Origin of the sequence: Mesorhizobium ciceri WSM4083, from assembly GCF_000519305.1 — a bacterium.
GTDB classification, from domain to species: domain Bacteria; phylum Pseudomonadota; class Alphaproteobacteria; order Rhizobiales; family Rhizobiaceae; genus Mesorhizobium; species Mesorhizobium ciceri_B.
Window position 1 is genome coordinate 166,193 of sequence record NZ_JAFG01000004.1, and the last position, 26,410, is coordinate 192,602.

26 protein-coding genes and 1 tRNA gene are annotated in these 26,410 nt (G+C 60.5%); 8 read left to right on the forward strand and 19 right to left on the reverse strand.

The window, feature by feature from the left end:
- Positions 1 to 8: 8 nt before the first annotated feature.
- From MESCI2_RS0106670 to MESCI2_RS0106740, 16 genes are all read right to left on the reverse strand, one after another.
- Positions 9 to 791, reverse strand: coding sequence for a polysaccharide biosynthesis/export family protein (locus MESCI2_RS0106670; RefSeq protein WP_027035883.1), 783 nt, complete (start codon positions 789 to 791; stop codon positions 9 to 11).
- A complete protein-coding gene (locus MESCI2_RS0106675; RefSeq protein ID WP_027035884.1) occupies positions 791 to 1,600 on the reverse strand; it encodes a tyrosine-protein phosphatase in 810 nt (269 codons plus the stop codon). The genes MESCI2_RS0106670 and MESCI2_RS0106675 overlap by 1 nt, the downstream gene beginning before the upstream one ends.
- Positions 1,601 to 1,720: 120 nt before the next feature.
- Positions 1,721 to 2,215: a hypothetical protein gene (locus tag MESCI2_RS1000000137865; protein ID WP_155936589.1), complete on the reverse strand. Its 495-nt coding sequence runs from the start codon at positions 2,213 to 2,215 to the stop codon at positions 1,721 to 1,723.
- A gap of 154 nt (positions 2,216 to 2,369) precedes the next feature.
- Positions 2,370 to 2,696 (reverse strand): hypothetical protein, encoded by a 327-nt coding sequence (locus MESCI2_RS0106685; protein WP_245270249.1) that lies wholly within the window; start codon positions 2,694 to 2,696, stop codon positions 2,370 to 2,372.
- Positions 2,697 to 3,039: 343 nt separating this feature from the next.
- Positions 3,040 to 3,330: a hypothetical protein gene (locus MESCI2_RS1000000137870; protein WP_155936590.1), complete on the reverse strand. Its 291-nt coding sequence runs from the start codon at positions 3,328 to 3,330 to the stop codon at positions 3,040 to 3,042.
- A 52-nt stretch (positions 3,331 to 3,382) separates the two neighbouring features.
- Entirely contained in the window at positions 3,383 to 4,441 is a 1,059-nt protein-coding gene (locus MESCI2_RS0106690; protein WP_027035887.1) for a Fic family protein, read from the reverse strand.
- A 151-nt stretch (positions 4,442 to 4,592) separates the two neighbouring features.
- Complete coding sequence (locus MESCI2_RS0106695; protein ID WP_155936591.1) at positions 4,593 to 5,027, reverse strand: hypothetical protein; 435 nt, start codon at positions 5,025 to 5,027, stop codon at positions 4,593 to 4,595.
- A 57-nt stretch (positions 5,028 to 5,084) separates the two neighbouring features.
- Complete coding sequence (locus MESCI2_RS0106700) at positions 5,085 to 6,227, reverse strand: glycosyltransferase family 4 protein (RefSeq protein WP_027035889.1); 1,143 nt, start codon at positions 6,225 to 6,227, stop codon at positions 5,085 to 5,087.
- Positions 6,224 to 7,381: a glycosyltransferase gene (locus MESCI2_RS0106705; protein ID WP_027035890.1), complete on the reverse strand. Its 1,158-nt coding sequence runs from the start codon at positions 7,379 to 7,381 to the stop codon at positions 6,224 to 6,226. The genes MESCI2_RS0106700 and MESCI2_RS0106705 overlap by 4 nt, the downstream gene beginning before the upstream one ends.
- Positions 7,359 to 8,168 carry a class I SAM-dependent methyltransferase gene (locus MESCI2_RS0106710; protein WP_081738627.1) on the reverse strand — a complete coding sequence of 270 codons (810 nt, stop codon included), beginning with the start codon at positions 8,166 to 8,168 and terminating at the stop codon, positions 7,359 to 7,361. The genes MESCI2_RS0106705 and MESCI2_RS0106710 overlap by 23 nt, the downstream gene beginning before the upstream one ends.
- Before the next feature lie 5 nt (positions 8,169 to 8,173).
- Complete coding sequence (locus MESCI2_RS0106715; protein WP_032900467.1) at positions 8,174 to 8,950, reverse strand: class I SAM-dependent methyltransferase; 777 nt, start codon at positions 8,948 to 8,950, stop codon at positions 8,174 to 8,176.
- On the reverse strand, positions 8,943 to 10,211 hold the full coding sequence (locus MESCI2_RS0106720) for a hypothetical protein (protein WP_027035893.1): 1,269 nt from the start codon (positions 10,209 to 10,211) through the stop codon (positions 8,943 to 8,945). Before MESCI2_RS0106720 ends, MESCI2_RS0106715 begins: the two co-directional genes overlap by 8 nt.
- Positions 10,208 to 11,020, reverse strand: a complete 813-nt coding sequence (locus MESCI2_RS0106725; protein ID WP_027035894.1) for a glycosyltransferase family 2 protein — start codon at positions 11,018 to 11,020, stop codon at positions 10,208 to 10,210. Before MESCI2_RS0106725 ends, MESCI2_RS0106720 begins: the two co-directional genes overlap by 4 nt.
- A 115-nt stretch (positions 11,021 to 11,135) precedes the next feature.
- On the reverse strand, positions 11,136 to 12,161 hold the full coding sequence (locus MESCI2_RS0106730) for an NAD-dependent epimerase (RefSeq protein WP_027035895.1): 1,026 nt from the start codon (positions 12,159 to 12,161) through the stop codon (positions 11,136 to 11,138).
- Positions 12,161 to 13,435 carry a nucleotide sugar dehydrogenase gene (locus MESCI2_RS0106735; RefSeq protein WP_027035896.1) on the reverse strand — a complete coding sequence of 425 codons (1,275 nt, stop codon included), beginning with the start codon at positions 13,433 to 13,435 and terminating at the stop codon, positions 12,161 to 12,163. Before MESCI2_RS0106735 ends, MESCI2_RS0106730 begins: the two co-directional genes overlap by 1 nt.
- Positions 13,436 to 13,478: 43 nt before the next feature.
- A complete protein-coding gene (locus MESCI2_RS0106740) occupies positions 13,479 to 14,756 on the reverse strand; it encodes a sugar transferase (RefSeq protein ID WP_050596525.1) in 1,278 nt (425 codons plus the stop codon).
- 511 nt (positions 14,757 to 15,267) lie between these two features.
- Here MESCI2_RS0106740 and ppdK point away from each other — a divergent pair.
- From ppdK to MESCI2_RS0106755, 3 genes are all read left to right on the forward strand, one after another.
- Positions 15,268 to 17,946 (forward strand): pyruvate, phosphate dikinase, encoded by a 2,679-nt coding sequence (gene ppdK / locus MESCI2_RS0106745; protein ID WP_027035898.1) that lies wholly within the window; start codon positions 15,268 to 15,270, stop codon positions 17,944 to 17,946.
- A 118-nt stretch (positions 17,947 to 18,064) separates the two neighbouring features.
- Positions 18,065 to 19,168, forward strand: coding sequence for a glycosyltransferase family 9 protein (locus tag MESCI2_RS0106750; RefSeq protein ID WP_027035899.1), 1,104 nt, complete (start codon positions 18,065 to 18,067; stop codon positions 19,166 to 19,168).
- Between the two features lie 169 nt (positions 19,169 to 19,337).
- Positions 19,338 to 20,078, forward strand: a complete 741-nt coding sequence (locus tag MESCI2_RS0106755; protein WP_027035900.1) for a polysaccharide deacetylase family protein — start codon at positions 19,338 to 19,340, stop codon at positions 20,076 to 20,078.
- Positions 20,079 to 20,117: 39 nt separating this feature from the next.
- Here the strand turns inward: MESCI2_RS0106755 and MESCI2_RS0106760 are convergent, their stop codons facing one another.
- Both MESCI2_RS0106760 and MESCI2_RS0106765 read right to left on the reverse strand, forming a co-directional pair.
- Positions 20,118 to 20,507: a DUF427 domain-containing protein gene (locus MESCI2_RS0106760; protein WP_027035901.1), complete on the reverse strand. Its 390-nt coding sequence runs from the start codon at positions 20,505 to 20,507 to the stop codon at positions 20,118 to 20,120.
- Between the two features lie 146 nt (positions 20,508 to 20,653).
- Positions 20,654 to 21,010 (reverse strand): hypothetical protein, encoded by a 357-nt coding sequence (locus MESCI2_RS0106765; RefSeq protein WP_027035902.1) that lies wholly within the window; start codon positions 21,008 to 21,010, stop codon positions 20,654 to 20,656.
- 183 nt (positions 21,011 to 21,193) lie between these two features.
- Between MESCI2_RS0106765 and MESCI2_RS0106770 the strand changes: the two genes are divergently transcribed.
- Positions 21,194 to 22,822 (forward strand): fatty-acid--CoA ligase, encoded by a 1,629-nt coding sequence (locus tag MESCI2_RS0106770; protein ID WP_027035903.1) that lies wholly within the window; start codon positions 21,194 to 21,196, stop codon positions 22,820 to 22,822.
- An 80-nt stretch (positions 22,823 to 22,902) separates the two neighbouring features.
- A complete protein-coding gene (locus tag MESCI2_RS0106775; protein WP_027035904.1) occupies positions 22,903 to 23,688 on the forward strand; it encodes a DUF1499 domain-containing protein in 786 nt (261 codons plus the stop codon).
- A gap of 32 nt (positions 23,689 to 23,720) precedes the next feature.
- Here MESCI2_RS0106775 and MESCI2_RS0106780 read toward each other — a convergent pair whose 3' ends face one another.
- Positions 23,721 to 24,629: an MBL fold metallo-hydrolase gene (locus MESCI2_RS0106780; protein ID WP_027035905.1), complete on the reverse strand. Its 909-nt coding sequence runs from the start codon at positions 24,627 to 24,629 to the stop codon at positions 23,721 to 23,723.
- A 124-nt stretch (positions 24,630 to 24,753) separates the two neighbouring features.
- Here MESCI2_RS0106780 and MESCI2_RS0106785 point away from each other — a divergent pair, with 124 nt between their 5' ends.
- From MESCI2_RS0106785 to MESCI2_RS0106795, 3 genes are all read left to right on the forward strand, one after another.
- On the forward strand, positions 24,754 to 25,344 hold the full coding sequence (locus MESCI2_RS0106785; RefSeq protein WP_023808554.1) for a biotin transporter BioY: 591 nt from the start codon (positions 24,754 to 24,756) through the stop codon (positions 25,342 to 25,344).
- A 497-nt stretch (positions 25,345 to 25,841) separates the two neighbouring features.
- Complete coding sequence (locus MESCI2_RS0106790) at positions 25,842 to 26,186, forward strand: VOC family protein (protein WP_027035906.1); 345 nt, start codon at positions 25,842 to 25,844, stop codon at positions 26,184 to 26,186.
- A gap of 126 nt (positions 26,187 to 26,312) precedes the next feature.
- A tRNA-Gln gene (locus MESCI2_RS0106795) sits at positions 26,313 to 26,387 on the forward strand.
- Positions 26,388 to 26,410 lie beyond the last annotated feature (23 nt).

A 26,410-nucleotide genomic window follows, 5' to 3' on the forward strand; every position in this document is an offset into this window, starting at 1 on the left:
GTCCGTGTCTACGGAATGACCGCAATGCGGGCAGCACTGGAGGCGAGGCCCAGCGCATCCTTCAAATTGTTCATCGCGATTTTCGACTTCGAAGCAAAAACGACGACCACGTCGCCGCCATAGATGCGCGGGTTGCGGTTCTTGCCGGCGCGGATTTCCTCGACATTGTAATTTGCGACCAGCTTGTTTTGGCCGACATTGCGATAGACGAAGACCTTGCCGGCATCACCGACCGGATTGAACCCTCCGGCAAGGGCGATCGCGTCGAGCAAGGAAGCGCTGCTGGACACCGGATAAATGCCGGCCTTGTTGACTTCACCATCGACCGTGATGCGCTGGCCGATGGACTCCTTGACGAAAATGGTCACGTCAGGCGACTGCAAGTACTTTTCACCGTAGGCAGTCTCGATTTCCTTCTCGAGCTGACGAACGGTCTTGCCGGCTGCAGTCATGGTTCCAATCAGCGGAAGTGAAATCTGTCCGCCTGCGTCGACCTGAACTGTTCTGTTCAAATTATCGACCTGGAACACACTGACCTCAAGCACATCGTTGGCAGACAGCGGCTGCTCGCTGCCGTTCTGGGTATTCTGCGGCGGCGGGAGATCCTTGACCACCTGCAGCGTACCACCGCCAGAGAGCGCCGAGGAAGACGCCGTCGGCTGCAGCGCATCGACAGAACTGGTGGAGGACGTCGATGTCGACGACGTGCTTGCGCAAGCAGATATCGCTAGCGATGCGAGCAAAGCGGGCACGGTGCCCGCATGACTTCTTGCAAGATCGAAAATGCCCATCAAAGAGCCCCACTCTTGAACAACCGGCCCAATCCGCCAAACCGCCCCGCACTGCTGCCGCCCGATTTTCTCGCACTTTGCTTTCCGATGGGCACAAGCGGCCGATCCTGCAATATCGCGTCCGGGCGTTTCACTGCCATGTTGTAAGCCTCATCTTCCCCACACCGGTCCGCGATGGCGACAACCGCCTGGGAAAGCCCTGGCCGCCGCCGGCTGGCGCCGTGCGTGTCGGAGGCGACAATATCCACCCTGCCCTCATCCAGAAGCTTCTCCGAGTAGTAGAGCGCCGTACGTCCAAAGGCTCCCGTCACAGAATCAGCCGTAAGCTGAATAAGGCAGCCTAGCGTATTCAACCTCTCGATGACGTCGTAATTCGCCTTGATCCAGGTCAACCGCTCTGGATGAGTGAGGATCGGCACGAAGCCCGCGCCTATGAGACGGGCGGCGAAGTCTTCGAGCCGCGGAGGCAGAATGTGATGTGGCGGTTCGAACAGAAAATAGCGGGATCCGTTCAGAGTCGGCACCGTACCAAGCCTCAATCGATCGGGTAGATCAGGCGCGAGATGAACATCAGCGCCAACGTATAGGGTAAGCGGTATGGCCGCGCGATGAAGCTCCCGTTCCAACGCCTGAACAGCCTCGGCAATGTTTGGCGTGGCGTTCTCGTAAACCCCAGGCATCACATGCGGCGTACATGCCATATGCGTTGTACCGTCGGCCACTGCCAGCCGTGCCATCTCCAGCGACATGGCCAAGTCAGGAGAGCCGTCATCGAGACCGGGCAGGATATGTGAATGCAGGTCGATCATTGGCGTTTCTGGTTGAGAGGAGGCAAAACTTCGCCTCGCCAAAATAGAAATGCGTCACCCGCATGAAGGCGAATGACGCATTTGACAAATTTACACAAAACAGCGGGTGTCGTATGCCGCCTACCGGCTGACCGCGTCGTCGTCATCCTGCAGGCCGATAATAAGGGCGGCGGCACCACCAACGGCGGCGCCGCCCAGGAGAACCGGCAGCATGCCAGGCTCTGAACTGGCGGGCACGGTCGTCGTAGCTGGCGTCCCAAGCGAAACGCACATGCCGCCTTCGACAGGGTCAATCTTGACGGTGGCATTGGCTGGAATATCGAGCGCGCAATTGGCTCCGACAGCCAGCGAAGCGGACGCCTGCGCCCCGGTCATGATGCGCGCGCCCGCATACACCGGCGCCTCGGCATCCACCCCTGCATAGCCGCCGGCCTGGGACATCTGGACATCACCCTGGACCTGCGTAAGACGACCTATCGCGTCTTCGGACGCCGGCACGGTTGCAAGACAGGAACAGGTTTGCTGGGCTACAGCTTCGGGCGCAGCGAACAGGAGGCCCCCTGCGACGAATGCAACAAAAGCAAAAACAGCCCCGAACCGATGGCAACTCATCATTTTTACCCCACCAAAACCTGCAACTCGCCCTGTCGGTACGAATTACACCCGCCCGCCCCGAGCAATAGAGCAATATGGTTAACAAACCCAATAAACGAGCAGGCCCGCGGCCAATCCAGACCCCTCTACAGCGGCCGCCCCCGCCATGTCTTCGTCAGCGGCTGACGCCGTTGTCGTCATCCTGCGTCGCCGCGAGCACGCCAGACGTCAGAAGCGCGCCGGCGAAAATCGCCTCCGGCGGACCGAACCCGGCGCCGCCGCCAGAGGGCTGAATAGCAGCCGTCTGCTCAGAGCCGACAAGCTTGAGGCAAATGTTGTTGCCAAGGCGGGAAACGTCGAGGCTCGAATTGGCCGAAACCTCCAGATTGCAGCCGCCGACCAGAACGGAGGCCGCGCCCTTGGCGCCAACCACCACACGGCTGCCGAAACCGAGCGCGCTTCCAACCTTGGCAGCGCCATAGCCCGCCGTCTGCGACACCATCACATCACCGATGGCGGAACGGATGGATCCGATCGGGTTTGCCGAACCTTGATAGGGTGTCGCGCAGCTGCACGAAGCATCCTGGGCAAACGATGAAGCTGGACCAAACCCGATTGACACGACAAATACGGCAAGCGCAGTTTTAACCACAAGGTTCATCAGTCTTCGATCCCTTCTTGCTGCACCACTTCAGACGCACCCAGTCAAAGGCATTGCATCAGCGCGTACCAGTTTTTGGCCACAATTCCAACCTGTTTCGCGCGCGCGAGGCGATTTAAGCTGACGCGTGTCTGTCCAAGCACAGTACTTTAGCCAGATCGCATTAATAGTTTTCGACTACCTGTCACAGGTTTCTTACTATCGGGCAAAAATTTGAGGTCTCCTTTCCGCGGTGACTGGCTCGATAAGCTTTGACCAAGTTGAGCGCGCCAAACCTTTCGCCAACCAACCTAATATATTGAATTATCAATACATTTTTCGGTAGATATTCCTTGATGGCAGCCGCGCGATTTCGACCATTGGTCGTGCTGACAGCATGTAATTCGAGATCGGCTCGATACCAATCGCGGCCAACGGGGTAGGCGGCCGGCTCGGCTACCCATTCCTGCTCTCCCGCCATAGAGATCTGCTCCATGCCCCAACCGCGATCCAACTCACCAAGTCGACGTGCCTCAGACTTGGCGCCTTTACCGCCTATTTTGGCCGTACCACGTTCCCTTGCCGGTTCCATGTTGGGCCAGATGGTTCGCGTCGACCAGAATAGCCAAGTGTTTTTTGACGGTGTTTCGGTTTGCACCTGTCAAGTTGACGATCTCGCTGATGGTTATGCGCCCACGCTCGTTGATGGCCTCAACGATTTGCAGAGAGAGTTCGGGCAACCTGCCGAGCACAAGGCGTTCCCGTTCGATTTTTTTCTCCAACCTCCGCTTTTGCTGCTGCAGAGCGCGCAGGAAGTACACAGCCCATGGCTGCCAATTGGGGTTCGGGCTGCGGATCGTCTTCTGGGTCTGGCGTAGCGCCAGATAGTAGCCTTCCTTGCTGTTCTCAATCACGCTTTCGAGGGAAGAGTAAGGCACATACGCATATCCGCTGCGCATCAGCAGGAGCGTCGTCAGAACGCGCGACAGCCGTCCATTGCCGTCCTGGAATGGGTGTATCTCCAGAAACACCACCGTGAAGATTGCGACGACAAGCAGAGGGTGCAGGCTTTGCTCGTTGAGTGTGTCGCGTGTCCACTCGACAAGCTCTTTCATCCGCTTCGGCGTATCGAAAGGCGTTGCCGTTTCGAAGATGACGCCGATCTCTTTTCCGTCGGCATCGAACGCACTGACATTATTGGCGAGTGTCTTATATGCACCGCGATGGCGTTCATCCTTGTTGCTGAACGCCAGCAGATCACGGTGTAGCTGTGTCAGGTGGTTTTCGGTCAGATCAATCGCATCGAAATGCGTGAAGATCATTTCCATGACCTGCGCATATCCGGCGACTTCCTGCTCGTCTCGGGACTCAAAGAATTTGATGTCGAGGTTGGCGATAAGCCGCTCCACTTCGCCGTCAGTAAGCCTGCTTCCTTCGATACGGGTAGAAGAGCCGATGCTCTCGATGGTCGCAACGCGGCGCAGAGCCGATAGGCGCTCCGGAGCGAGCGCGCCCAGCGCCCGCCAAGCCCCTTTGAATTCGTCGATCTCCGAGACCAGAGCAAGGATCTCGGTGGTAATTTGCAGGGAGTCGATCTTCAGGGTCATACCCACAAATATACCCAAAAATACCCGAAAATTCAAGAACCGACATACCCAATAAAGGACCCATAAATACCCAAATGCGGGCAGCCGGCCAGATTGAGAACAAGACCCACTCACTTCGCCGCAGAGCTTCCGGTCTGTACTGGCGACCTGCTCAGCAAGGTTTGTACGTTGCGCCGGCCTGAACCGGCTGGCCGCAGAGAATTCCGCCCTGCGTAAGTATGGTGGCCAAATCTTCCCCCTCAGCCGTCAGGCACTGCACAACAAGGGTATCGCCAACCCTGGAAGCGATCTTGCCGTCGCAAGGTGTTCCGGCACCGACAGGTTTGCAGGCCAGGACGAGCCCCTGGTAGTCTCGGCGCGCCGCTTCCGTCACCAGGAGGCGCATAGCCTGAGGCCTGGAAAACGCCGCCCCGCACAGCAGGATCTTGCGACCGCCGACGCGCAGATCATCGACCGATGGAATGGCGAGCTTGCCGTCAAACGACTTGAGCGCGGCTACCGGCTTCGCGGGGGACGGGCCGCCCCTCTGCATCACGACGATGCCCAGAAAGCCAACACCAAACAAAACAGCCACGACGGCAAGCAACGCTATGCTCCTGACTGACAAAACCATCCTCCATCCGACCCGGTGCGCCCGGTCCGCTCATTTCGTCGCAAGGGCGCTCAGTCTTTCTATCTGCCGCATGTACTTCTCGATGACGATCGTTTCCGAAAACTGCCGCTCGACCTTATTTCTGCTCTGGGCCCCCATCCTGTCCCTGGACGAGCCGTCCAGCCGCGCAAACTCGACCATCTTGCTCGCAAGGTCATCAGGGTCCCTCACCTTGCATAGGAAGCCATTGACGGCGTGGTCCACCACTTCCCTGCATCCTGGCACGTCGGTTGCGATCAGCGGCTTGCCCATTGCAGCCGCCTCGAGCAGCGAGCGCGGCGTTCCCTCCCTGTAGGAGGGCAACACGACACAATCGGCGGCACGCATGAAAGGCCGCACATCGTCGGTGGAGCCGAGATATTCGACCAATCCCTCGCCAACCCATTTCTCCACGTGCTCGCGGCTGACCGCGGTCCGGTTTTCGACATCAAGAAAACCGAGTAGCTGGAAACGCACTCCGGGCACCTCACGGCAAACCCGACGGGCCGCCGTGATGAACTCGCCGACACCCTTGTCCCAGAGAAGCCGGGCCACGAGAAGAAAGACGATGGCGCCAGACCCGGTGCGCGCTTCGGACGACGGGGCAAAACGCACGAGGTCGATCCCGGAGCCAGGCAAAAGCGCGGTTCGATCCTTGCGAACCAGGCGTTCGTCGACGAACAGCATCCGGTCATCGTCATTCTGGAAGAAAACCATTTTGGATCGGGCCAACGCCACCCGGTACAGGGCCTTGGCGATCCTGAGCAGCAGACCGCCGCGGACGAACGCCGTCCCCAATCCCGAAATGTTGTTGATGACGGGAATGCCGCTCAGATTGGCCGCGATGGAGCCGAACACGTTGGGCTTGATCGTGAAGCCGACAAACGCCAGCGGTCTCTCGCGCCGCAAGAGACGCCAGTAGCGCCACAGAAGGACCAAATCCCGCAACGGCGACGTGCCGGAATTGTCCATGTCGAGTTCGACATAGCGGCAGCCCATGGCCGCAATCAGCGGAGAATATTCGTCTCTCGGCGCGACGACGACCACGTCATAGCCACGGCTCCGCAGCGCCTCGATCAGTCCCTTGCGAAAATTGACGACATTCCAGGATGTGTTTATCGAGACGACTATCTTGTTGCGGGCAACGGGCGTCATCCCTGCCCACCCGGATATGACGACGGCGCTCTCAACAGCATATCCGCAAACCGATCCGGCGATCTTTCCGACAAGGTCTTTCCGTACAAGGCCGACCGATCGCCGCCTTGAATGACCTTCAGCAGCGCTTCCGCAACTTCCGACGCGCCAAAACCGGCTGAAATCTCCAGTCCCGACAGCATGTCCAGATCTCCCGCACAGGGGGTGGTGACGATGCCGGGAATCCGGCAAGCCATCATTTCCAGAAGGACGTTGGGAAATCCCTCCGTCGCCGACGTGAGCATGCCGGCACGCGCTGCGCGAAACAGCGGAAACGGGTTGTCTCTCTGGCCGAGCAGATTTAGTCGCGAGGCCAGATCAAGCTTGCCGGCGCGGGCTCTCAACTCCGCTTCCATGGGGCCGGAGCCAACCATGGTCAGCTCATAATCCTCGCCGGTCCTTCGTCTGACTTCGGCCAGCACATCAACCGCGATCGTCGGACGCTTCACATCGATCAGCCGGCCGCACCAGACTATCTGCGGACGGAGGGAAAGTATCTCGGCGTCGTGGCCGGACAATGCTTCCATGGACATTTTGACGATGAGATCTTCGTCGACCGGATTGGGCAAAGTACACAGCTTGGCGATTGCTCGCCGGGGCAATACGTCACGCAGGCGTTCATTCATATAGCTCGTTTGCGCGACTATTATGTCCTGGCTGCCATAGGCAGCGTAGAGCGCCTTGTAAGCGAGCGCGCGAGGACCCTTGAAGCGGTCCAGAAGCACCGTGGACTCGCGGGCGACCAGCCTATGACTGCGGAGAAGTCCAACGCTTCTGGCGGCCGCCAGAAACGAGTTTACCCGTGCGTGGCTCGAGAACACCAAATCGTACCGATATCGGATCAGCCGCGGGGCGAGCAAAAACTCGCTCATGGCCTTGCCGCCGCCAAAGCCGTAGCTGCACCGAATTCCGTCCTGGTGTGATCCAGCGGCCTCGCCCGCCGCCTGGCTACCCAGGAAGCCGATTTCGACGTCCCAGTCGGGTCGCTTCGCAAGTGCGCGCGCAACAAGTTTCAGGATGGTTTCGGCACCGCCTCTTCTGTCGAGCGGAATGGCGATCAGCGCGAGCTTCCTTTTCATGAGCCGCGGGAACTCACTGTTTTCGCCGAAAGACATAGGCGTAGGTTTCAGCGGCATCCTTGCGGAGAAACAGGGCCGAAACGCCTAACCAGATGCGCCAGGCAAGAAAGGCCGGCACGAAAAAATAGAAGTAGGAGCTTTTCCAGAACAGACGGCGCTCGACAAGTTCCAGGTCGTTCCGTTTTGCGATTGTCTCGACGTCACTGGGCAAGCACTTGTCGTAGAAGGCCGGAAACCCGTCATGACCCATGCCCTTTTCAGGATAGATCGCAAAAAGCAGCCGTCGCTTCATCTCCTCCGGCATGACCCGATTCAATCTGGCAAAAACGGCGTTGCGCGAGGGCGAGAAAATGGCAACCACGCCTCCCGGCTTCACGCAACTGGCAATGCCGCGCAGGGCACCCTCGCCATCACGGACGTGCTCGAGCGTTGCCTGGCAAATGACGACGTCAGCATCGCCCCTCCCCCTGAACGAGGTAAGGTCCGCTTCAATCTCCTCGTCGTATATTCCGCGTGGCGCTTTCGACAACTCTTCCGCGTCGAGGTCGAGCCCAACGACAAAAAGCCCCAGGCGCCGCTTCTCCGAAAGACTGACGAACGGCCTGGCACCCCCGCCAAGATCGTAAACCCGTGCGTTTGAGGTAAGTAAGGGAGGTGCTATCTCCGTCGCAAAGGTCCGGTTGCCGTCGATGCGAAGGCGCCGCGGCAGAGCTCTGTCCAGGAACTCGGAAATGGCCACATTCGCGCGAACAAACTTTCGCAATATCGACACTGCCTCACCACCGGTTTCGTTTGGCGATCTGCGCCCACTCGGATTTGACATCCGCGCTATATCCTGTGGAAGACGTAGAGCCGCGTATGATGCGAAAATGGGCCGAGTAACCGGTCCGCAGCAGCACGCAAACCTCTCAGGATTCCATTCTTGCTGTCGTACCAGGCCTGCATCGGCTTGGAGAAAAATATCTCGTCCTTCAGCCCCTTGAAGCCTCCCCTTGGCTGTGATCCCAGAAGCTTGAAGCCGTGCTGTTCGAAACTGGAAACAATCGAAGACGGCTCAAGAACGAATTGGTAAAATCCGGCCTGTTCACCTGAAAACCTGGGATAGAGACCCATTCTGATCTTCAGCCGTCGGAGAGGAGAAATGCTCGGCACCGTCACGAAGGCAACTCCTCCTGACCGGATGATGCGCCTCATCTCCAATGCGATCTCATCGTAACCGTCGAAGAAGTGCTCGATCACCCCCAGGGACCACACCCCATCGAAGAATTCGTCCGCGAAGCCCGTTGCTCGAACATCTCCCACGGTCACTTGCAAATGGGGCGCGGCACGGTTCACCATCCCCACGGTCTTCTGCGCGAAGTCGATCCCGTAGGCGGAAAAGCCTGCCTGGTGGAGGCCATGGACCGTATTGGCCAAGCCACATCCAGCGTCCAGGACCTTGGCCGATCCGGTCAGATATCGCTTGGTGGTTTCAACGACAAAGCGATCCGGCCTCAAGACAATCCCTTCGGCCCAGTGAGAATCCCAATAGTCGTCATCAGCCACCGTGCCGACATGGACGATGCGCCTGTTTTTCTCGTCGTAAAATGCTTTCTTCTCATTCATTTCTGGCATCCGGCCCGACCACCAAAACGGTGCGCTGTTTCGCACCGGGCCCTTGATCTGCAATCACATTCCTCAATGCGAAAAAGGAACAGGCAGCGGCTACGACATATCCGAACAAAAATGCCATTTCACTGCCAAGCGGCACCCGCCACCAAAGGCCCAATGCCGCCAGACAACAGCAAGCCAACGCCCCTATCGCGTAGGAATAGGTCAACGTCATCGTTTTGCTCGACCGAAGCGCAAACGGATCGATGATCACTTTTTTCGTTCTGTTGACCAAAACAGCACAAGAAACGATCCCGAACACCACAGGATCAAAAGACTTCCCCAGCCACCCGGATGCATGGCCCGAGAAAAACAGGCCAACTATTGCGGCCGCGGCCGCGGTCGCAAAAATGAGTGCGATGGCCGCTCCCTCGAACAGTCCGCGCCGAAACTCCCTGACGTTTCCATTTGCGGCGCTGAGAAACGCCCTTGGCACGAAAACGAAGCTGGCCGCATTCATGAAGAAGCCGACGGACCGTTGTGAAAGATCGAGACAAAACGAGAAGACACCGAGATGGGTCTCGGAGCCAAGCAACAAAACTATGTATCGTATGCCGACAAACACGCCGCTCTCGGCCAGATTGCTCAACACAAATCCCCAGCCTGTGACCAGAGACCCGGCCAGATAGGAAAAGCCGGGCCGTCTCAGATTCATAGGTCCCAGGAAGGCAAATGAAATCAGCGCTCCGACGAAATAGCTGAGCGAAAAGGCTGCAAGAGCCGAGCCTACTTTCGCGTCGCCGACAAGCAGGATTATGGCTCCCGCCTGGTATGCGACGGCCTGGCCAATCGCCGACCAACCGTACGCCCACAAACGCAGTTGTGACCTCAAAATCTCTTGAAGTGCGGTGTGCAAGCCGAAAGAAACGATGATGGTCGCGGCAACGGCATTGCCAAATCCCAGCCACGTCAGTGCCAGTCCGGCCAGGACGACAAACAGCGCTACAACTGCCAGCACGGTCAAAATAGACGATACGTACTCTCTACCCATTCCCGCGGCATGCATTTTTGCGGAAACCGGCATTATCGAATAGGTCGCGACTCCAAAAACAAGTGTCGAAATAAATGAAACTGTGGCAATCGTCGTGCTGAAAATACCGTACTGTCCAGTCTCCAGATGGCTGCCGATGTACAGCAACGTCGCTATGTTCAGAAGACCAGGAACAATTCGTATTACGATGGCTTCCACCAACTTCCACAGGCTGGCTTCTTTCATGAAGTCACCCGCACGAACGACCTCTTGAGCAAGAACGGGAAACTCAAGACACCAAAGCTCAAACAGGCAAGAACCGCCTTGCCCAGGAACCGAACCGACTGGTATCGTCCTAGCCAGAACGCCTTGATGTAGTTCAAGTTCAGCAACAACATCGGGTATGCATTTTGCCGCTGAAGAAGCCGAACCCTTGCCGTCATCCCCTCCGGCAAATATCGTTTTCGTCCGATCTCGACATTGACACAGATAACGTCGTATTCGATCGCCAATCTGGACCAGAGAAGAGATGTTGGAACACGGCGGAACCGCCCCGCTGGGGGCACGGCAACCCGTTTAAGCAAAGGAGTTCTGATGACCTCCTTCTTGTCGCCGACCACCCGTTCGTCGGCCCGCATCTTTATCAGGTTTGTCCGTTCCGACGGAAACGGCTCTGCTGCCGTCTCTGGGTGGCCAAGAGCCATCGAGAACACAAAACCCGCGATCTTCTCGTCGACACTTCTCTGCGAGAGGTGCTTACAGACTTCCGGCAAGCGATCGGTGAAGAGATCGTCGTCATCATCGAAGACCATGCAATAGTCCCCGGTGGCGGAAGCAATCGCCGAAAACATCGCGCGGCCTCTGCCGTCATTCGGGCCAGTGGTGACCACCAAACTGGCATCGCGAGACGCGATTTCCGCAAGCGCTTCGTTCGTTCCGTCGGTCGAACCGTCGACATGGACGCATATCTGCAATGGGCAGTCCGCACGCAACAGTTGCTGAACCAGCGCGGCAACGCGATCCCGCCGATTGAACGTGGGGATGCAGACGCTCAATAGCGCCTGGGACTGCGATGGATTGCAGACTGCCTGTTTGCGAGCCGTATCGATTCCATCTGCTCCTGGTTACGTGATCATGGAACGGCGCGGATCAGCCGGGAAACGCCGAGCCTTATCCCCGCGCAAAATACGCCTTGTACCACTCGACGAACCGCCCGACGCCCTCGGTCACCGTCGTCGTCGGGCGGTAGCCGACCGCCTGCTCCAGCGCCGAGGTGTCGGCGAAGGTATCGGGCACGTCGCCGGGCTGCAGCGGCAAGAGTTCGACGATGGCTTTCCGGCCAAGCGCGTTTTCCAGCGCCTCGACATAGGCGGTCAGCTTCACCGGGTTGTTGTTGCCGATGTTGAAGATGCGCCAAGGGGCACTGCTTGTGGCCGGATCGGGACGGCTGGAGTCCCAGGCGGCATTCCCCGTGGCCGGGTTGTCGCTGGCACGAATCACGCCTTCGGCGATGTCCTCGACATAGGTGAAGTCGCGCGTGTGGTTGCCGTTGTTGAACAGCTTGATCGGCTCGCCGGCAAGGATGTTCCTGGTGAACAGGAACAGCGCCATGTCCGGGCGCCCCCAGGGACCATACACCGTGAAGAAGCGAAGCCCGGTCGTCGGCAATCGGAACAGATGGCTATAGCTGTGCGCCATCAGCTCGTTGGCGCGCTTGGTCGCGGCGTAGAACTGCAGCGGATGGTCGGCCGGACGATGCTCGGAAAACGGCATGTCGGTGTTGGCGCCGTAGACGCTCGAAGTGCTGGCATAAGTCAGGTGCGCAACGGCTTTGTTGCGGCAGGCCTCCAGCATGTTGGTGTAGGCGATGATGTTGCTTTCGACATAGGCATGCGGGTTTTCCAGGCTGTAGCGAACCCCGGCCTGGGCAGCGAGATGGATCACCCGGTCGAATGCATGATCGGCAAAGCAGGCCTCGACCACGCTCTTGTCGGCGAGATTGCCGCGAATGAAATGATAGCCGGCATTGGTCTTGCGGCTCGCCTCGTCCAGAAGCCGCAGCCTCGCCTCCTTGATCTGCGGATCGTAGTAGTCGTTGACGCTGTCGATGCCGACGACCTCGTCACCGCGCTCCAGCAGCCGCTTGGCTACGTGATACCCTATGAAGCCGGCCGCGCCGGTGACCAGAACCTTCATCAGAAACGCCCATCCGTGACATGCCTGGGGAACAGACCCTTGATGTCGTAAATGACGCCGGGGGTCTTGCAAAGCGCCATCAGGCCGTCGACGCCCAACGCGCGGAACTGCCTGTGGCCGACGGCCACGATAACGCCGTCATAACGCACGTCGGGAATGTCCTTCATGCTGGCTACGCCGAAGGCACGCGCGCATTCCTGCGCGTCGACCCAGGGGTCCCATATGTCGATGCCGGCGTTGTATTCCTTCAGTTGGGCAACGATATCGGCGACCTTGGAATTCCTCAGGTCCGGACAATTTTCCTTGAAGGCCGCGCCCATCACCAGAATCCGGCTGCCAACGACAGGTATTCCCTTGCGCATCATCAGGCGGGCCGTCTGATCCGCCGCGTGCTGGCCCATGCCGTCATTGATACGGCGGCCAGCAAGAATCACCTCCGGATGATAGCCGAGTTCCTGGGCCTTGTGGGTGAGATAGTAGGGATCGACGCCGATGCAGTGGCCGCCGACGAGACCAGGCGTGAAGCGCAGGAAATTCCATTTGGTGCCGGCGGCTTCCAGCACTTCGGAGGTGTCGATGCCCAGCTTGCCGAAGATCAGCGACAGCTCATTCATCAGCGCGATGTTGAGGTCCCTCTGGGTGTTCTCAATGACCTTGGCCGCTTCGGCGACCGCAATGGTTGAGGTACGGTGCGTGCCCGCCGGCACGATCGACGCGTAGAGCGCATCGATGGCTTCCGCCGCTTCCGGCGTCGAGCCGCTGGTGACCTTGACGATCGTCTGCAACCGATGCTCGCGGTCGCCCGGATTGATGCGCTCGGGACTGTAGCCGAGGAAGAACCCCTCATTGTAACGCAGACCCGAATGCTTCTCGATCAGCGGCGCGCACACCTCTTCCGTGCAGCCGGGGTAGACCGTCGATTCGAAGATCACCACCGCGCCCGGCGAGATGACCTCACCGACCAAAGTTGATGCCATGATCAACGGTTTCAGATCCGGACGGTTGGCCCTGTCGATCGGCGTCGGAACCGTGACGATGAAAATCCCGCAATCGCGCAGATCGGCCTTGTCTGTGGTGAATGTCAGCCGCGACGCGGCATTGATCTCATCGCTGCTGGCTTCCAGCGTATGGTCGTCGCCACGCCTCAGCGCGTCCACCCTCGACTGGTTGATGTCGAAGCCGACGACAGCCCTGGTTGCGCCGAAGGCGACCGCCAGCGGCAGACCGACATAGCCAAGCCCGATGATTGCTATTTTCCTGGAGGCGAGATCCATCTGCTTCCTGCGCTTGCTATTCCAGAGCCATGCTTCGCATTGGTTATCTCGCGCCAAAACCGGTAAGCATCGTTTTCATTGTCTTGAGGGTTATCAAAACATCCAGCCAAGGCGAAAAGTTCTTTATGTAATAGAAATCATAGTGCAATTTTTCCATAACGTCATCGACGGCAGCCACATGCCCCTGATTTACTTGTGCCCACCCACTTATGCCTGGCCTGACAATATGCCTGTAGCGATAGAAGGGCAGCTCAGCCTCGTACCACTGTGACAGCACGACAGCTTCCGGTCGCGGTCCGATCCAACTCATCTCGCCACGCAGGATGTTGATGACCTGCGGCAGTTCGTCGATCCTGGATTTTCGCAGGAAACGCCCGACTCGGGTGATGCGATCATCGTCGTGCCTGGTGATCGCCCTCTCCTTGTCGCTGCCGGCGCCAGAGTGCTGGCGCATCGAGCGAAACTTGTAGACCGTGCAAATCTTGCCCCGGTAGCCCATGCGTTGCTGGCGAAACAGCGCGGGGCCATCGGAGTCCAGCCGGATCAGCAGCGCTATCAACGCCAGAACGGGGGAAAGAACGACAATCAAGACAAGTGCCGAGACCCAGTCGACCGCCTGCTTGATCTTGAGATAGGCCTGGTTCGGATTGAGCGAACCAAGCGTGTTTTCCGACAGGTGCTCGATCTCGACCCGACCGGTCAGCGACTCTCTGACCTGCTTGACGTGGTATACGGGCGTTCCCGAAAGGGCCCGATCCGCGATGTATCGTTCCCACTCCGCGCCAAGATCGGCACGCAGATCAACGACCACGCCGCTGGCTCTTTCGATTATCGTACTGGTCGACTTGATCCAAAACCAATGCACACCCGGTAACGTCTTGAGGCGCTCGACATCTCCGCCGGGAATCACGACGAGCCGGTACGGATCGAGACGCCGCGTCAAAAGGCTCAGGCCGAAGTACCAGAGCGTGGACTGCGTGAAACTGGCGGCGGCCTGAAACCGGCTGTACTCGAACCGAAAAAAGAAGATGGTCAGGAAAACAGCCCCGTAGGACAGGGCAAATGTCGGCAAGATGTAACTTGCCGCGGCCACGCCCGGGAAATTCCCGATGCGGCGATACGATAAGAAGCCCACAAGGTGCGCGATGACCGCAGCGGCTACTGTTACCTGAAGATTGGCCGAATAGATAAACTCAGGATTGAAGACAATCCGGATGATCGCGGGCGCAAAAATCGCGAATGTCAGTCCGCCAAGTAGTTGAAACCGAATCCTGAACAGGAAGTGCCGGCTTCCGACGATAGTCGACGCTGCGACATTCAATGTCTTCCCCCCTTCCCCGAGGCTGCCGTGTCGGCGACAGACCAGCGCGATAGTGGATCTGACCTGCTCGCGCACAAAAACGAATCGGACGTCTCGCCCCCCGGCGATTCGATACAGTCGGAGACCAAGAGCTACGACAGCGCGGCTGCGCCAGCAAGCATCTATTTCTCAGATCAACAGTGCGGGAATTTTTTGATCAACAGCATTGTTTGATGCAATTGAAAAGCTACCGTCTGCAACGCACCAACGCCGAACGATAGGGCCAATAATGCGCTGTAATTTCCAGCACCGCTTCGGCGATCAATCCCTTGGCAAGTCGCTTGGGAGCTGGGCCGACCGGTTTCGAAGCCGCCGCATCTTGAGGCACCGCTTTGCTTAATCGATTGTAGTGGCCGGGCGGCTTACCGACGCCTTGCCTTTCGCACTGCAGCATCATATCGCTCCAAGGACGGACCGGCGGAATCTTCCGTTTCGCCAATCTTTCCAATCTCCTGCAACCGGAGAGCAAAGCATGACCAAATGGGTTTTCACCTTTGGCGATGGTGCGGCGGAAGGCCGTGCCAGCGACAAGAATCTGCTGGGCGGCAAGGGCGCCAACCTGGCCGAGATGTGCAGCCTGGGCCTGCCGGTGCCGCCGGGCTTCACCATCACCACCGAGGTCTGCAACGCCTACTATGCCAATGGCAGCACCTATCCGGCCGGGTTGGAAGCCGATGTCGCGGTTGCGCTCGATCACATCGGCCAGCTGACCGGCCGTCGGTTCGGCGACCCGTCGAAATTGCTGCTGGTCTCGGTGCGTTCCGGCGCTCGCGCCTCGATGCCCGGCATGATGGACACCGTGCTCAATCTCGGGCTGAACGACGAGACGGTCGAGGCGCTGGCCGCCGATTCCGGCGATGCGCGCTTTGCCTATGACAGCTACCGCCGCTTCATCCAGATGTATTCCGATGTCGTCATGGGCCTCGACCACGAAGTGTTCGAGGAAATCCTGGAGGATCAGAAAGGCGGGCTCGGGCACGAGCTCGACACCGAACTGACGGCGCTCGAATGGCAGGGCGTCATCGCGCTCTACAAGGCCAAGGTCGAGGAAGAACTCGGCAGGCCGTTTCCGCAGGATCCGCATGAGCAGCTCTGGGGCGCGATCGGTGCCGTGTTTTCGAGCTGGATGAACAACCGCGCCATCACCTATCGCCGCCTGCACGACATTCCCGAAAGCTGGGGCACGGCGGTCAACGTCCAGGCCATGGTGTTCGGCAACATGGGCGAAACCTCCGCCACCGGCGTTGCCTTCACGCGCAACCCGTCGACCGGCGAAAAGATGCTCTATGGCGAGTTCCTGGTGAACGCACAGGGCGAGGACGTCGTCGCCGGCATCCGCACGCCGCAGAACATCACCGAAGCGGCGCGCATCGCAGCGGGCTCCGACAAGCCGTCGCTGCAGAAGCTGATGCCGGACGCGTTCCAGTCCTTCGTCACCATCTCCGACAGTCTGGAGAAGCACTACCGCGACATGCAGGATCTCGAATTCACCATCGAGCGCGGCAAATTGTGGATGCTGCAGACCCGCTCGGGCAAGCGCACCGCCAAGGCGGCGCTGAAAATTGCCGTCGAGATGGCGCAGGACGGGCTGATCACGAAAGAGGAAGCCGTTGCCCGTATCGACCCGGCCTCGCTTGACCAGCTGCTGCATCCGACCATCGATCCCAAGGCCGCGCGCGACGTCATCGGCATCGGCCTGCCGGCCTCACCCGGTGCCGCTACCGGCGAGATCGTCTTTTCCTCGGGCGACGCCGAGGACTTGAAGACGCAAGGCCGCAAGGCGATCCTGGTGCGCATCGAAACCAGCCCCGAAGACATCCACGGCATGCATGCGGCGGAAGGCATCCTGACCACGCGCGGCGGCATGACCAGCCACGCCGCGGTGGTGGCACGCGGCATGGGCAAGCCTTGCGTCTCGGGGGCCGGCTCGCTGCGTGTCGACTACAAGGCCGGCACGCTGATGGCGATGGGCTCGACCTTCCGCAAGGGCGACATCGTCACCATCGATGGCAGCAATGGCCAGATATTGAAGGGTGCCGTATCGATGCTGCAACCGGAACTTTCCGGCGATTTCGCCGCCATCATGGAGTGGGCCGACGCGGTCCGCCGCATGAAGGTGCGCACCAATGCCGAAACGCCGCTCGACGCGCGCATGGCGCGTTCCTTCGGAGCCGAAGGCATAGGGCTTTGCCGGACCGAGCACATGTTCTTCGACGGCGAGCGCATCGTCGCGATGCGCGAGATGATCCTGGCCGACACCGAAAAGGACCGGCGCATCGCACTCGCCAAGCTTCTGCCGATGCAGCGCTCCGATTTCCTCGAACTGTTCGAGATCATGGCCGGCCTGCCGGTGACGATCCGGCTGCTCGATCCGCCGCTGCACGAATTCCTGCCCAAGACCGAGGAGGAGGTGGCCGAGGTGGCCGCCGCCATGAAGGTATCGCCGGATAAGCTCAGGCAGCGCACCGAGGCGCTGCACGAGTTCAACCCGATGCTCGGCCATCGCGGCTGCCGCCTGGCCGTCTCCTACCCCGAGATCGCCGAGATGCAGGCGCGGGCCATTTTCGAGGCGGCCGTGGAGGCCGGCAGGAAGGCCGGCGCACTGGTGGTCCCCGAGATCATGGTGCCGCTCGTCGGCCTTGTGAAGGAGCTCGACTACGTCAAGGCGCGCATCGATGCGGTTGCCAAGAGCGTCATGGAGGAAACCGGCGTCAAGATCGACTATCTGACTGGAACCATGATTGAGCTCCCCCGCGCGGCGATCCGTGCCCATGTCATTGCAGAGTCAGCCGAATTCTTCTCCTTCGGCACCAACGACCTGACCCAGACGACCTTCGGCATCTCGCGCGACGATGCGGCCTCGTTCCTGGAAACCTACCGCCAGAAGGGCATTATCGATCAGGACCCGTTTGTCTCGCTCGATATCGACGGCGTCGGCGAACTGGTGCGCATGGCCGCGCAAAAGGGCAAGGCGACGCGGCCCGACATCAAGCTCGGCATCTGCGGCGAACATGGCGGCGATCCGGCCTCGATCCGCTTTTGCGAAGAGGTCGGCCTCGACTACGTGTCCTGTTCGCCCTATCGCGTGCCGATCGCCAGGCTGGCGGCCGCGCAGGCAGCGGTGCTGGTTGCGAAGACAGGCCGCGGATAGGGTCCATCCAGCTTACCGTTTTGTAAGGCAATTCACGCGAACGTGCTGGCGGCGTCGCGTAATCTCGACATTGTTCCTGCCCAATTTGCGGCCATCCGCAAATTGCTCCCGGAAACAGATGCTGCAGATTTCTCCCGCGCCGCTCCGCTCGATCCTGGTCATCCAAACCAAGTTCATAGGAGATCTCGTCCTCGCCTCGGCGCTCGCCAAGAACCTGCGGCTCGAATTCCCCGGCGCCAGCATCGTCTTCCTGTGCGAGGCTCGCTTCGAGAGCTTCGTCATGGCCCATGGTATCGCTTCCGAGGTGGTCGCATTCAGGCGCGACCGCATGCGCGGAACGCCCTTGGAGCGCGGGAAGGAGCTTTACGCGATGGTGCGGGCGTTGCGCCGCTTCCGATTCGACCTGACGATCGACCTGAGCGATTCGAAGACGTCGCGCATCCTCACCGGGCTCGTCAACGCAAAGACCCGTGTCGGTTACAATCCTTCCGAAAGACCTTTGCGTATGCTGGAGCGGCAGCCCGCCAACGTCTTTGCCAAGCCCTACGGCTTTGATGGCCAGCATTTCCTATACCGCTACCTCTCGCCGCTCGAAGCGCTCGGCATCGAGCTTCGCACGGTGATTCCGAACCTTCAGCCGCTGCCATTGGAGACGGCTAAAGCATTGGCGCTGCTGGGTAAGCACCATCTGCGGCCAAACGCCTTCATCGCCGTGCATGCGGGGGCAAGCTTCGAGGGGCGACGTTGGCAGCCGGAGCGGTTTGCAGCAGTGATCGTCGAGATCGCCGGCGAGACTGGTCTGGACGTCGTCCTGGTGGGTGGCCCGGACGAGCGCGAGATCGCCGAACGTATCGTCGCCAGGACCGCGCCGTCGGTCGTCAATCTCGTCGGTGACCTGTCGCTTGAAAGCCTGCTTGCGGTGCTGAAACAGGCCCGGCTGTTTCTCGGCAATGAGAGCGGCCCGATGCACATGGCCGCAGCCACCGGAACCCCGGTTGTCGGATTGTTCGGTCTGACGGAGCCGTCGCGCTGGGGTCCCGTCGGCGTGCCCAGCATCTCGCTCCAGCCGCCGATGCCTTGCGCCTGCATGGCCGAAAGCCTCTGCCGCGCGCCGGATCCCAGCAAGGCATGCTGCGTCTGGGGCCTGGAGGTCAAGCCTGTGGTCGATGCGGTGCGCGAGGTTCTTTCGCGCTCCGAAATGAAACTGGAACACGCCATCTGAGATCATGCGCCGCATGCACGACCGCTCTCGACGCGGTGGAATGACCTGTCGCCCACAGGAACGGTCACATTGTCGCGGAGCGCTTTTCTGCTATGCGCCATCCCGATTTCCGCCTTCATGCGGGTCGTTGGGATGCCTGGTTGAAATGACGGGTCCGGGAATCGGTTTGATGCGCCTGCTGCAAAAAAATCTCTGCATTATCGTCCTGTCGTGGGCGATGGCATCCGCCAGCCATGCCGCGCCGCTCGTCGAGCCGACGCTGCACATCAAGTCGCAGGCGAGCGGAGCCGGCCGTGTGGCGCTTACGCTCGACGCGTGCGGTGGACAGACCGACAACCGGATTCTTTCGGCGCTGGTGGACAACAAGATCCCCGCCACCATTTTCGTGACCGGCATCTGGCTGAAGCGAAACGCCGCCGCCGTCGAGATCATGCGGGCGCATCCCGATCTGTTCGAACTGGAAAATCATGGCGGCCACCACATCCCGGCGGTCGACACGCCGCGGAAAATCTACGGCATTCGCAGCGCCGGCAGCCCGGATGCGGTGCTGGCCGAGGTCGAATCGGGAGCCGCCGCTCTTACCGGGACCGGCGAGCCGGCGCCGAAATGGTTTCGTGGCGCAACCGCCGAATACAGCCCGTCGGCAATCGCCATGATCCGCAAGCTTGGCTTCAAGGTCGCGGGATTTTCGATAAATGGCGACGGCGGCTCTTTGCTTGGCGCCAAGGAGACCGCCCGGCGCATCGCGGCGGCCAAGGATGGCGACGTCATCATCTCGCACATCAACCAGCCGACCCATGCGGCCGGCGAAGGCGTGGTGCAGGGGCTGCTGGCGCTCAAGGCCAAGGGCTTGACCTTTGTGCGGCTCGACGATGCCGAGGGCATCGGCAATAACGGCACGACGGAGTGACTGGCCAGCCGAGCGGATCTCGATGCCTTCGGCGTTGGCTCAGTCCGGTTTGGCTTCGATCGTGACCTTGCTTGCGTAGAATGCGCCGTGGTTGCGGATTTCAGCCATTTCGTCGAAAGGCCGCTCGTACGCCCACATGGCGTTCTGGCCGGTCTCGCCGGCAGGCAGCACGCTCCAATAGCTTGCATCGCCCTTGTAGGGGCAATGGGTCGAGTGGTCGGTGCGGCCAAGCTTGCCGAAATCGACGTCGGCGAACGGAATGTAGAAGGCCGCCGGATAGGGGGCCTCGGTCAGCACCTTGGCCTTCGTTGTTGAAGCGATGACCACGTCTCCGGCACGCACGGTAACGGTGCCGGCATAGGGCTCGACAGTGATGATTTTGTCCGGGTTGCGTTGGAAACCGGGTGCGGGGTTGGCGATCTGATCCATGAGGGGCTCTCCTTGCGTCGACTTAAGGTGTGTCGCGCAAGCGCATTGCGCAAGCCGCTATCGCCATCCAACACGCAAAACTTGCCTAGCGAACGCCGATGGATCGCCCCTTGGAATCGTCGAGATACTTGTCGTCAGCGGTCAGGTCAGGCAGCGGCCTTGAACACGTCCATGAGACCGGCATAGGCGGCAGCGATCCCGGCGACCGGGTTGCTGCTTCTCAGGACGGTCTCGACCTTCAGGGAACCGCCGCCGGTAGGCAAGGTGAGCAGCAGGAACTGGCGGTTTCCGCCATCGCCGACTGACGCGGCCGCGACGTGCTGGTCCTCGCCCTGGTTCTGGACGCACATCTTGAACAGCAGCGTGCCGCCGACCGCTTCCAGCGCGCCGCCGACAACTTCAACAAATTCATCTTCGGAAACAGTCTTTGTGTCCGGCACCACATCGGCCAGACTTTCGGCAAGCGTACTCTCGAGAGCCTTGTCGTCGAGCTGCGCGTCCATGCGAACCTCTTTCAGTCGCCAATCGCACCCCTTTGCCCGTTAACGAAACTTAACGCCGACGATGGCCGGATTGTGGCGGTTTTCCACCAATGCGGCGCTCAGGGGTGCTGGCGGCTGGACAATCCGCCGGTTCGCTCCACAATAGCCCGAAAAGCACAACGCAAAAGCGTGAGGGAGGATCGAATGCTGGGACTGATGCAGGAATGGCCGCTGCTTTGCCATAAGCTCATCGACAATGCCGAGCGGCAGCATGGCGTGCGCGAGATCGTGTCGCGCTCGATCGAAGGGCCGATCGTGCGCACCACCTACGCCGACATCCATCGTCGCGCCCTGAAGGTCGCCCAGCGGCTGGAGCGTGACGGTTATGGGATGGGCGACCGTATCGCCACGCTGGCCTGGAACACCGCGCGCCACATCGAGGCCTGGTACGGCATCATGGGCATCGGCGCCATCTACCACACGCTCAATCCGCGGCTGTTTCCCGAGCAGATCGTCTGGATCATGAACCATGCCGAGGACAAGGCAGTCTTCGTCGACCTGACCTTCGTGCCGCTGCTCGAGAAGATCGCCGGCGCCGTCAAGTCGCTGAAACAGGTGATCGTGCTGACCGACAGGGCGCATATGCCGCCGACGACATTGCCCAACGCGGTCGCCTATGAAGATTGGCTTGACGAAGCGGATGGCGACTTCGCCTGGAAGACCTTCGACGAAAGCACCGCCGCCGGCATGTGTTACACGTCCGGGACCACGGGCGATCCCAAGGGCGTCGTCTACAGCCATCGTTCGAACGTGCTGCACGCCATGATCGCTGCCATGCCCGACGCCATGGGGCTGTCGTCGCGCGATACGATCCTGCCTGTCGTGCCGATGTTTCACGCCAATGCCTGGGGCCTTGGCCAGAGCGGGCCGATGATCGGTGCCAAGCTGGTCATGCCCGGCTGCAAGATGGATGGCGCGTCGATCTATGAGCTGCTCGACACCGAGAAGGTGACCTTCAGCGCCGCCGTGCCGACCGTCTGGATGATGCTGCTGCAGCATCTGGAGGAGACCGGCAAGAAGCTTCCCTATCTCAACAAGGTCGTCATCGGCGGCTCGTCGTGCCCGCGCGCGATCATGACCAAGTTTCAGCAGAACTACGATGTCCAGGTTATCCACGCCTGGGGCATGACCGAAATGTCGCCGCTCGGCACGCTGTGTACCCTGAAGCCGGACCATGCCGGTCTTGAGGGCGAAGCCCGGCTCGACGTCCAGCAGAAACAGGGCTACCCGCCCTTCGGCGTCGAAATGAAGGTGACCGACGACGACAACAACGAGCAGCCCTGGGACGGCAAGACTTTTGGCCGCCTGAAAGTGCGTGGGCCGGCCGTTGCCCGTGCCTATTATGGCGACGCCGGCGTGGAGCAGTTCGATGAGGATGGCTGGTTCGACACTGGCGACGTCGCCCACATCGACGCCGGCGGCTATATGCAGATCACCGATCGCGCCAAGGACGTCATCAAGTCCGGCGGCGAATGGATTTCGACCATCGACCTCGAGAACCTGGCTGTCGGCCATCCCGATGTCGCCGAGGCGGCAGCCATCGGCGTTCAGCATTCGAAATGGGGCGAACGGCCGCTGCTGGTCGTCGTCCGCAAACCGGGCAAGGAACCGACCAAGGCTGACATTCTCGGGTTCATGGACGGCAAGGTGGCCAAATGGTGGATGCCGGACGATGTCGCTTTCGTCGGCGAAATTCCGCACACCGCAACCGGCAAGATCCAGAAGATCACCTTGCGCCAGCAATTCAAGGACTATCGCTTGCCGACCGATTGACGCGATGTCGCATGTTTCGGCTTCATGCCATCGCAAAAAGGCACTAAGTCTCCGTTCGGGTTGGGGCAGCACGGAAAACGATGGTTAGCATTCCTGAACGGCAAACGTCGAAGGCGGCCGGCTGGTCGCGGCGCACGGCCGCTTTTTCGTTGGTGCTGCTGCTGACGGTCTTTGTGGGCCATCGCTTCGATCTCGTCGAAACACCTGTCTTTCTGTGGGTGCTCGGCATTGTCGCGCTGCTGGCGGCGATGGCGCTGTTGTTTGCCGGGTTTGCCTTTTCGCGGCTGTGGAATTTCGGCGACCGCGGCGGCCGCGACCTGACGGTCGGCGCGCTGCTGGCACTGCTGGTGCTCGCACCCTACGGCGTCGCCGCCTACTGGGCGACGATCTATCCGCCGCTCAGGGATATCTCGACGGATTTCGACGAACCGCCGGCGCTCGACGTGAGCGACCGGACGAAGGACATGAACGTGCTTGCGCCGTCGACGCCTGGTGAACAGCGGCTGCAGGCCGATAGCTATCCGCTGGTCAGCGCACGCAGCTACGACCTGCCGTTCGAGACTGTCGTCAATGCCGTCGAAACCGTACTCGACCGGCGCGACTGGGAGCTGTCGGAGCCCTATCCCGATCTCGCCGGGCAAAGCGAGGTGACCATCACCGCCGTCGCCAAGGGCTTCGTGATCGGCCTTCCCGCCGATGTGGCGATCCGCGTGACGGACGATGGCGACACGGTCATCGTCGATATGCGGTCGGCATCCCGCTACGGCCGCTACGACCTTGGCGACAATGCCGCGCGCATCACCGAATTCCTGGCGGAGCTCGACCAGGAAGTCGCCGGTCAGGTCGGCGCCGCGCCAGCCGAATAAGGCTTCGGCACTTGGCAGCGGTCCAGGTTGGCCTATCCGGCCGGCGTGAAAATGCCGTCGATGGCCGGTGCGGCATCGGTCACAACCAGGCCCCGCGCCGTCAGATCCTCGAGATGGGCAAGCACCGACAATCCGGCGGCGCCATGCAGCCGCGGGTCGGTGTCCCTGTAGATCGCCTTGACCATGTCCACGATCGTCCGGTCCCCCTCTTTGACCCGCTCCAGAATGGCGCGCTCGCGCATCTTGCGATGCGTCTTCAACCCGCGCATGAAAGCGCGCGGTGCTGTCACCGGCCCGCCATGTCCTGGCAACAGCAAGCGGTCCCCGCGTTCGATCAAGCGGTCCAGCGAGGCCATGTAGTCGGCCATCGCCCCGTCCGGCGGGGCGACGATGGAGGTTGCCCAGGCCATGACATGATCGGCCGAAAACAGGATGCCGGTTCCCTGCAGCGCGAACGCCGCATGATTGGCGGTGTGGCCCGGGGTCAGAACCGTCCTGATCGACCAGCCGTCGCCGTCGACCACCTCGCCGTCGGGCAGGGCGACATCAGGGACGAAAGCCGTGTCGGCACTGGCATCGAGCGCATTGGTCTCGCCGATATGCAGGGCTCTTGCCGGCCGGTGCGGCCCTTCTGCCAGCACGAGGGCGCCGGTGCGCTCTTTCAGCCGGGCCGCCAGCGGGGAGTGGTCGCGATGCGTGTGGCTGACGAAGATATGGCTGACCGGCCGGCCTGCGATCACCTTGAGCAGGGTCCGTAGATGCGCCTCGTCATCCGGCCCCGGATCGATCACCGCCAGCGTATCGCGGCCAACAATGTAGCTGTTGGTGCCGTGAAAGGTGAAGGGGCTTGGATTGCGAGCCGTGATGCGCTGGACATCGGGGGCGACGCTCGCCCCCTGGCCATAGAGGGGGTCGAAGCCGGTATCGAATTTCAGTGCCATGGCGGATGCATCGGTGCCTTGTTTCGGGAAACGGCAAAACCGATTGCCGCATAACACGCAAGCCAATATAGGAGGATGTGACGCCGCGAACATCGGAGTGCGGCAACCGGATTGGGGAAATACCATGGCAATTGCAACTACGATGCGTCCGCTTGTTTCTCTGGCTCTGCCGCAAAATGGCGCGGCACGGCTGGCAACGCAGCTTTTCCTGGCCATCGCCGGAACGCTTGTGCTGACACTGTCGGCCAAGACCAAGGTGATGCTCGGGCCAGTCGATATTTCGATGCAGACGCTGGCCGTGCTGCTGATCGCCGCCGCCTTCGGCATGCGTCTCGGCGTCGCTACCCTGCTGCTGTACATGGCCGAGGGCGCCATGGGCTTCCCCGTCTTCCAGAGCACGCCTGAAAAGGGTCTCGGCATTGCCTACATGCTCGGCTCGACCGGCGGCTATCTCGCCGGCTTCGTGGTCATGGCGGCAATTGTCGGCTGGGCGGCGGATCGCGGCTGGGACCGCCATCCGATCAAGCTTTTCAACGCCATGCTGGTTGGCGAAGTCGTCATGATGGCGATGGGCTTTGCCTGGCTGGCGCTGCTCATCGGTCCGGAAAAGTCGTGGCAGTTCGGCGTCGTGCCGTTCATCGTCGGCGACCTGATCAAGGTGGCTCTCGCGGCAAGCCTGGTGCCGGCCGTCTGGACGCTGCTGAAGCGCGGCTGAAACTCGCGATCGAGGACACGGCCAGGGGCAATCAAACCCCTGGCTGGAGCGGCGTGACTGGCGGATTTCGGCCTGATGCCGCCAAGTAGTATCACTCAGGTTTCCGGAAACGGCTTCGGAAACAGCACGTCCATCGTGCACGAGGTGCTGCCTTGAGGCGGCGAACAACCCGCGCGCTATGCCTGCGATGCGCTTGAACGCGAAGGAACTGAACGTTGCCGCCGTGTCGCAACTTACAGTCCGGTTGAAAGACGATCGCCATCCGCCCCTTTGGCCAGCCATACTGGCAAGGCTGCAGGTACGGTTATGGGCCGCCCTTCATTTGCTGGCCAAGGAACATTTTGCAGCAATCCGAAGCTGTTCCTGCCTGAAAGGCGTGAGCTCGACAGAAGCAAGTTATCACGAGGTCGCCGTCACGCCGACGCCAGGATGCGGCAAGAAAGGCTTGCCATGTCGAGGCTTTTGGAGTAGAACATACCATGAACAAAGAGGTGGCTATGAGACTGTCCGGAAAACTCGACTACCTGGAAATGCCGGCTACGGGCGGGACGCTGGACCGGCTGAAGGCCTTCTACAGTGCCGCCTTTGCCTGGTCGTTCACTGACTATGGGCCGACCTATTCGGCCTTTGCCGAAGGCCTGGACGGGGGTTTTCAGGCCGACGCCGCCGAAGCGCCATCAAAGCCGCTGCCGGTGCTCTACAGCAGGGATCTGGAGGCGACCCTCGACGCTGTCGAAAACGCCGGCGGCACGGTCGTCAAGCCGATCTTCGCGTTCCCTGGCGGCCGCCGTTTCCACTTTGCCGATCCGGCCGGCAACGAGATGGCGGTGTGGTCCGAATAGCCAGCCCGTGCCATCTGGCGGCGTTGCTTTTGCTGCCCAAACAGGCGTTCTCACCACCCTTCATGGGCATTGTGCTTTTCGGCTGCTCTGCTAATAACGCGCCGCACAAGCGACTCTGACGGCAATTGGGGCGTCGCCAAGTGGTAAGGCATCGGTTTTTGGTACCGACATTCCCAGGTTCGAATCCTGGCGCCCCAGCCAATCACTTTTTTCTGGTGATGGCA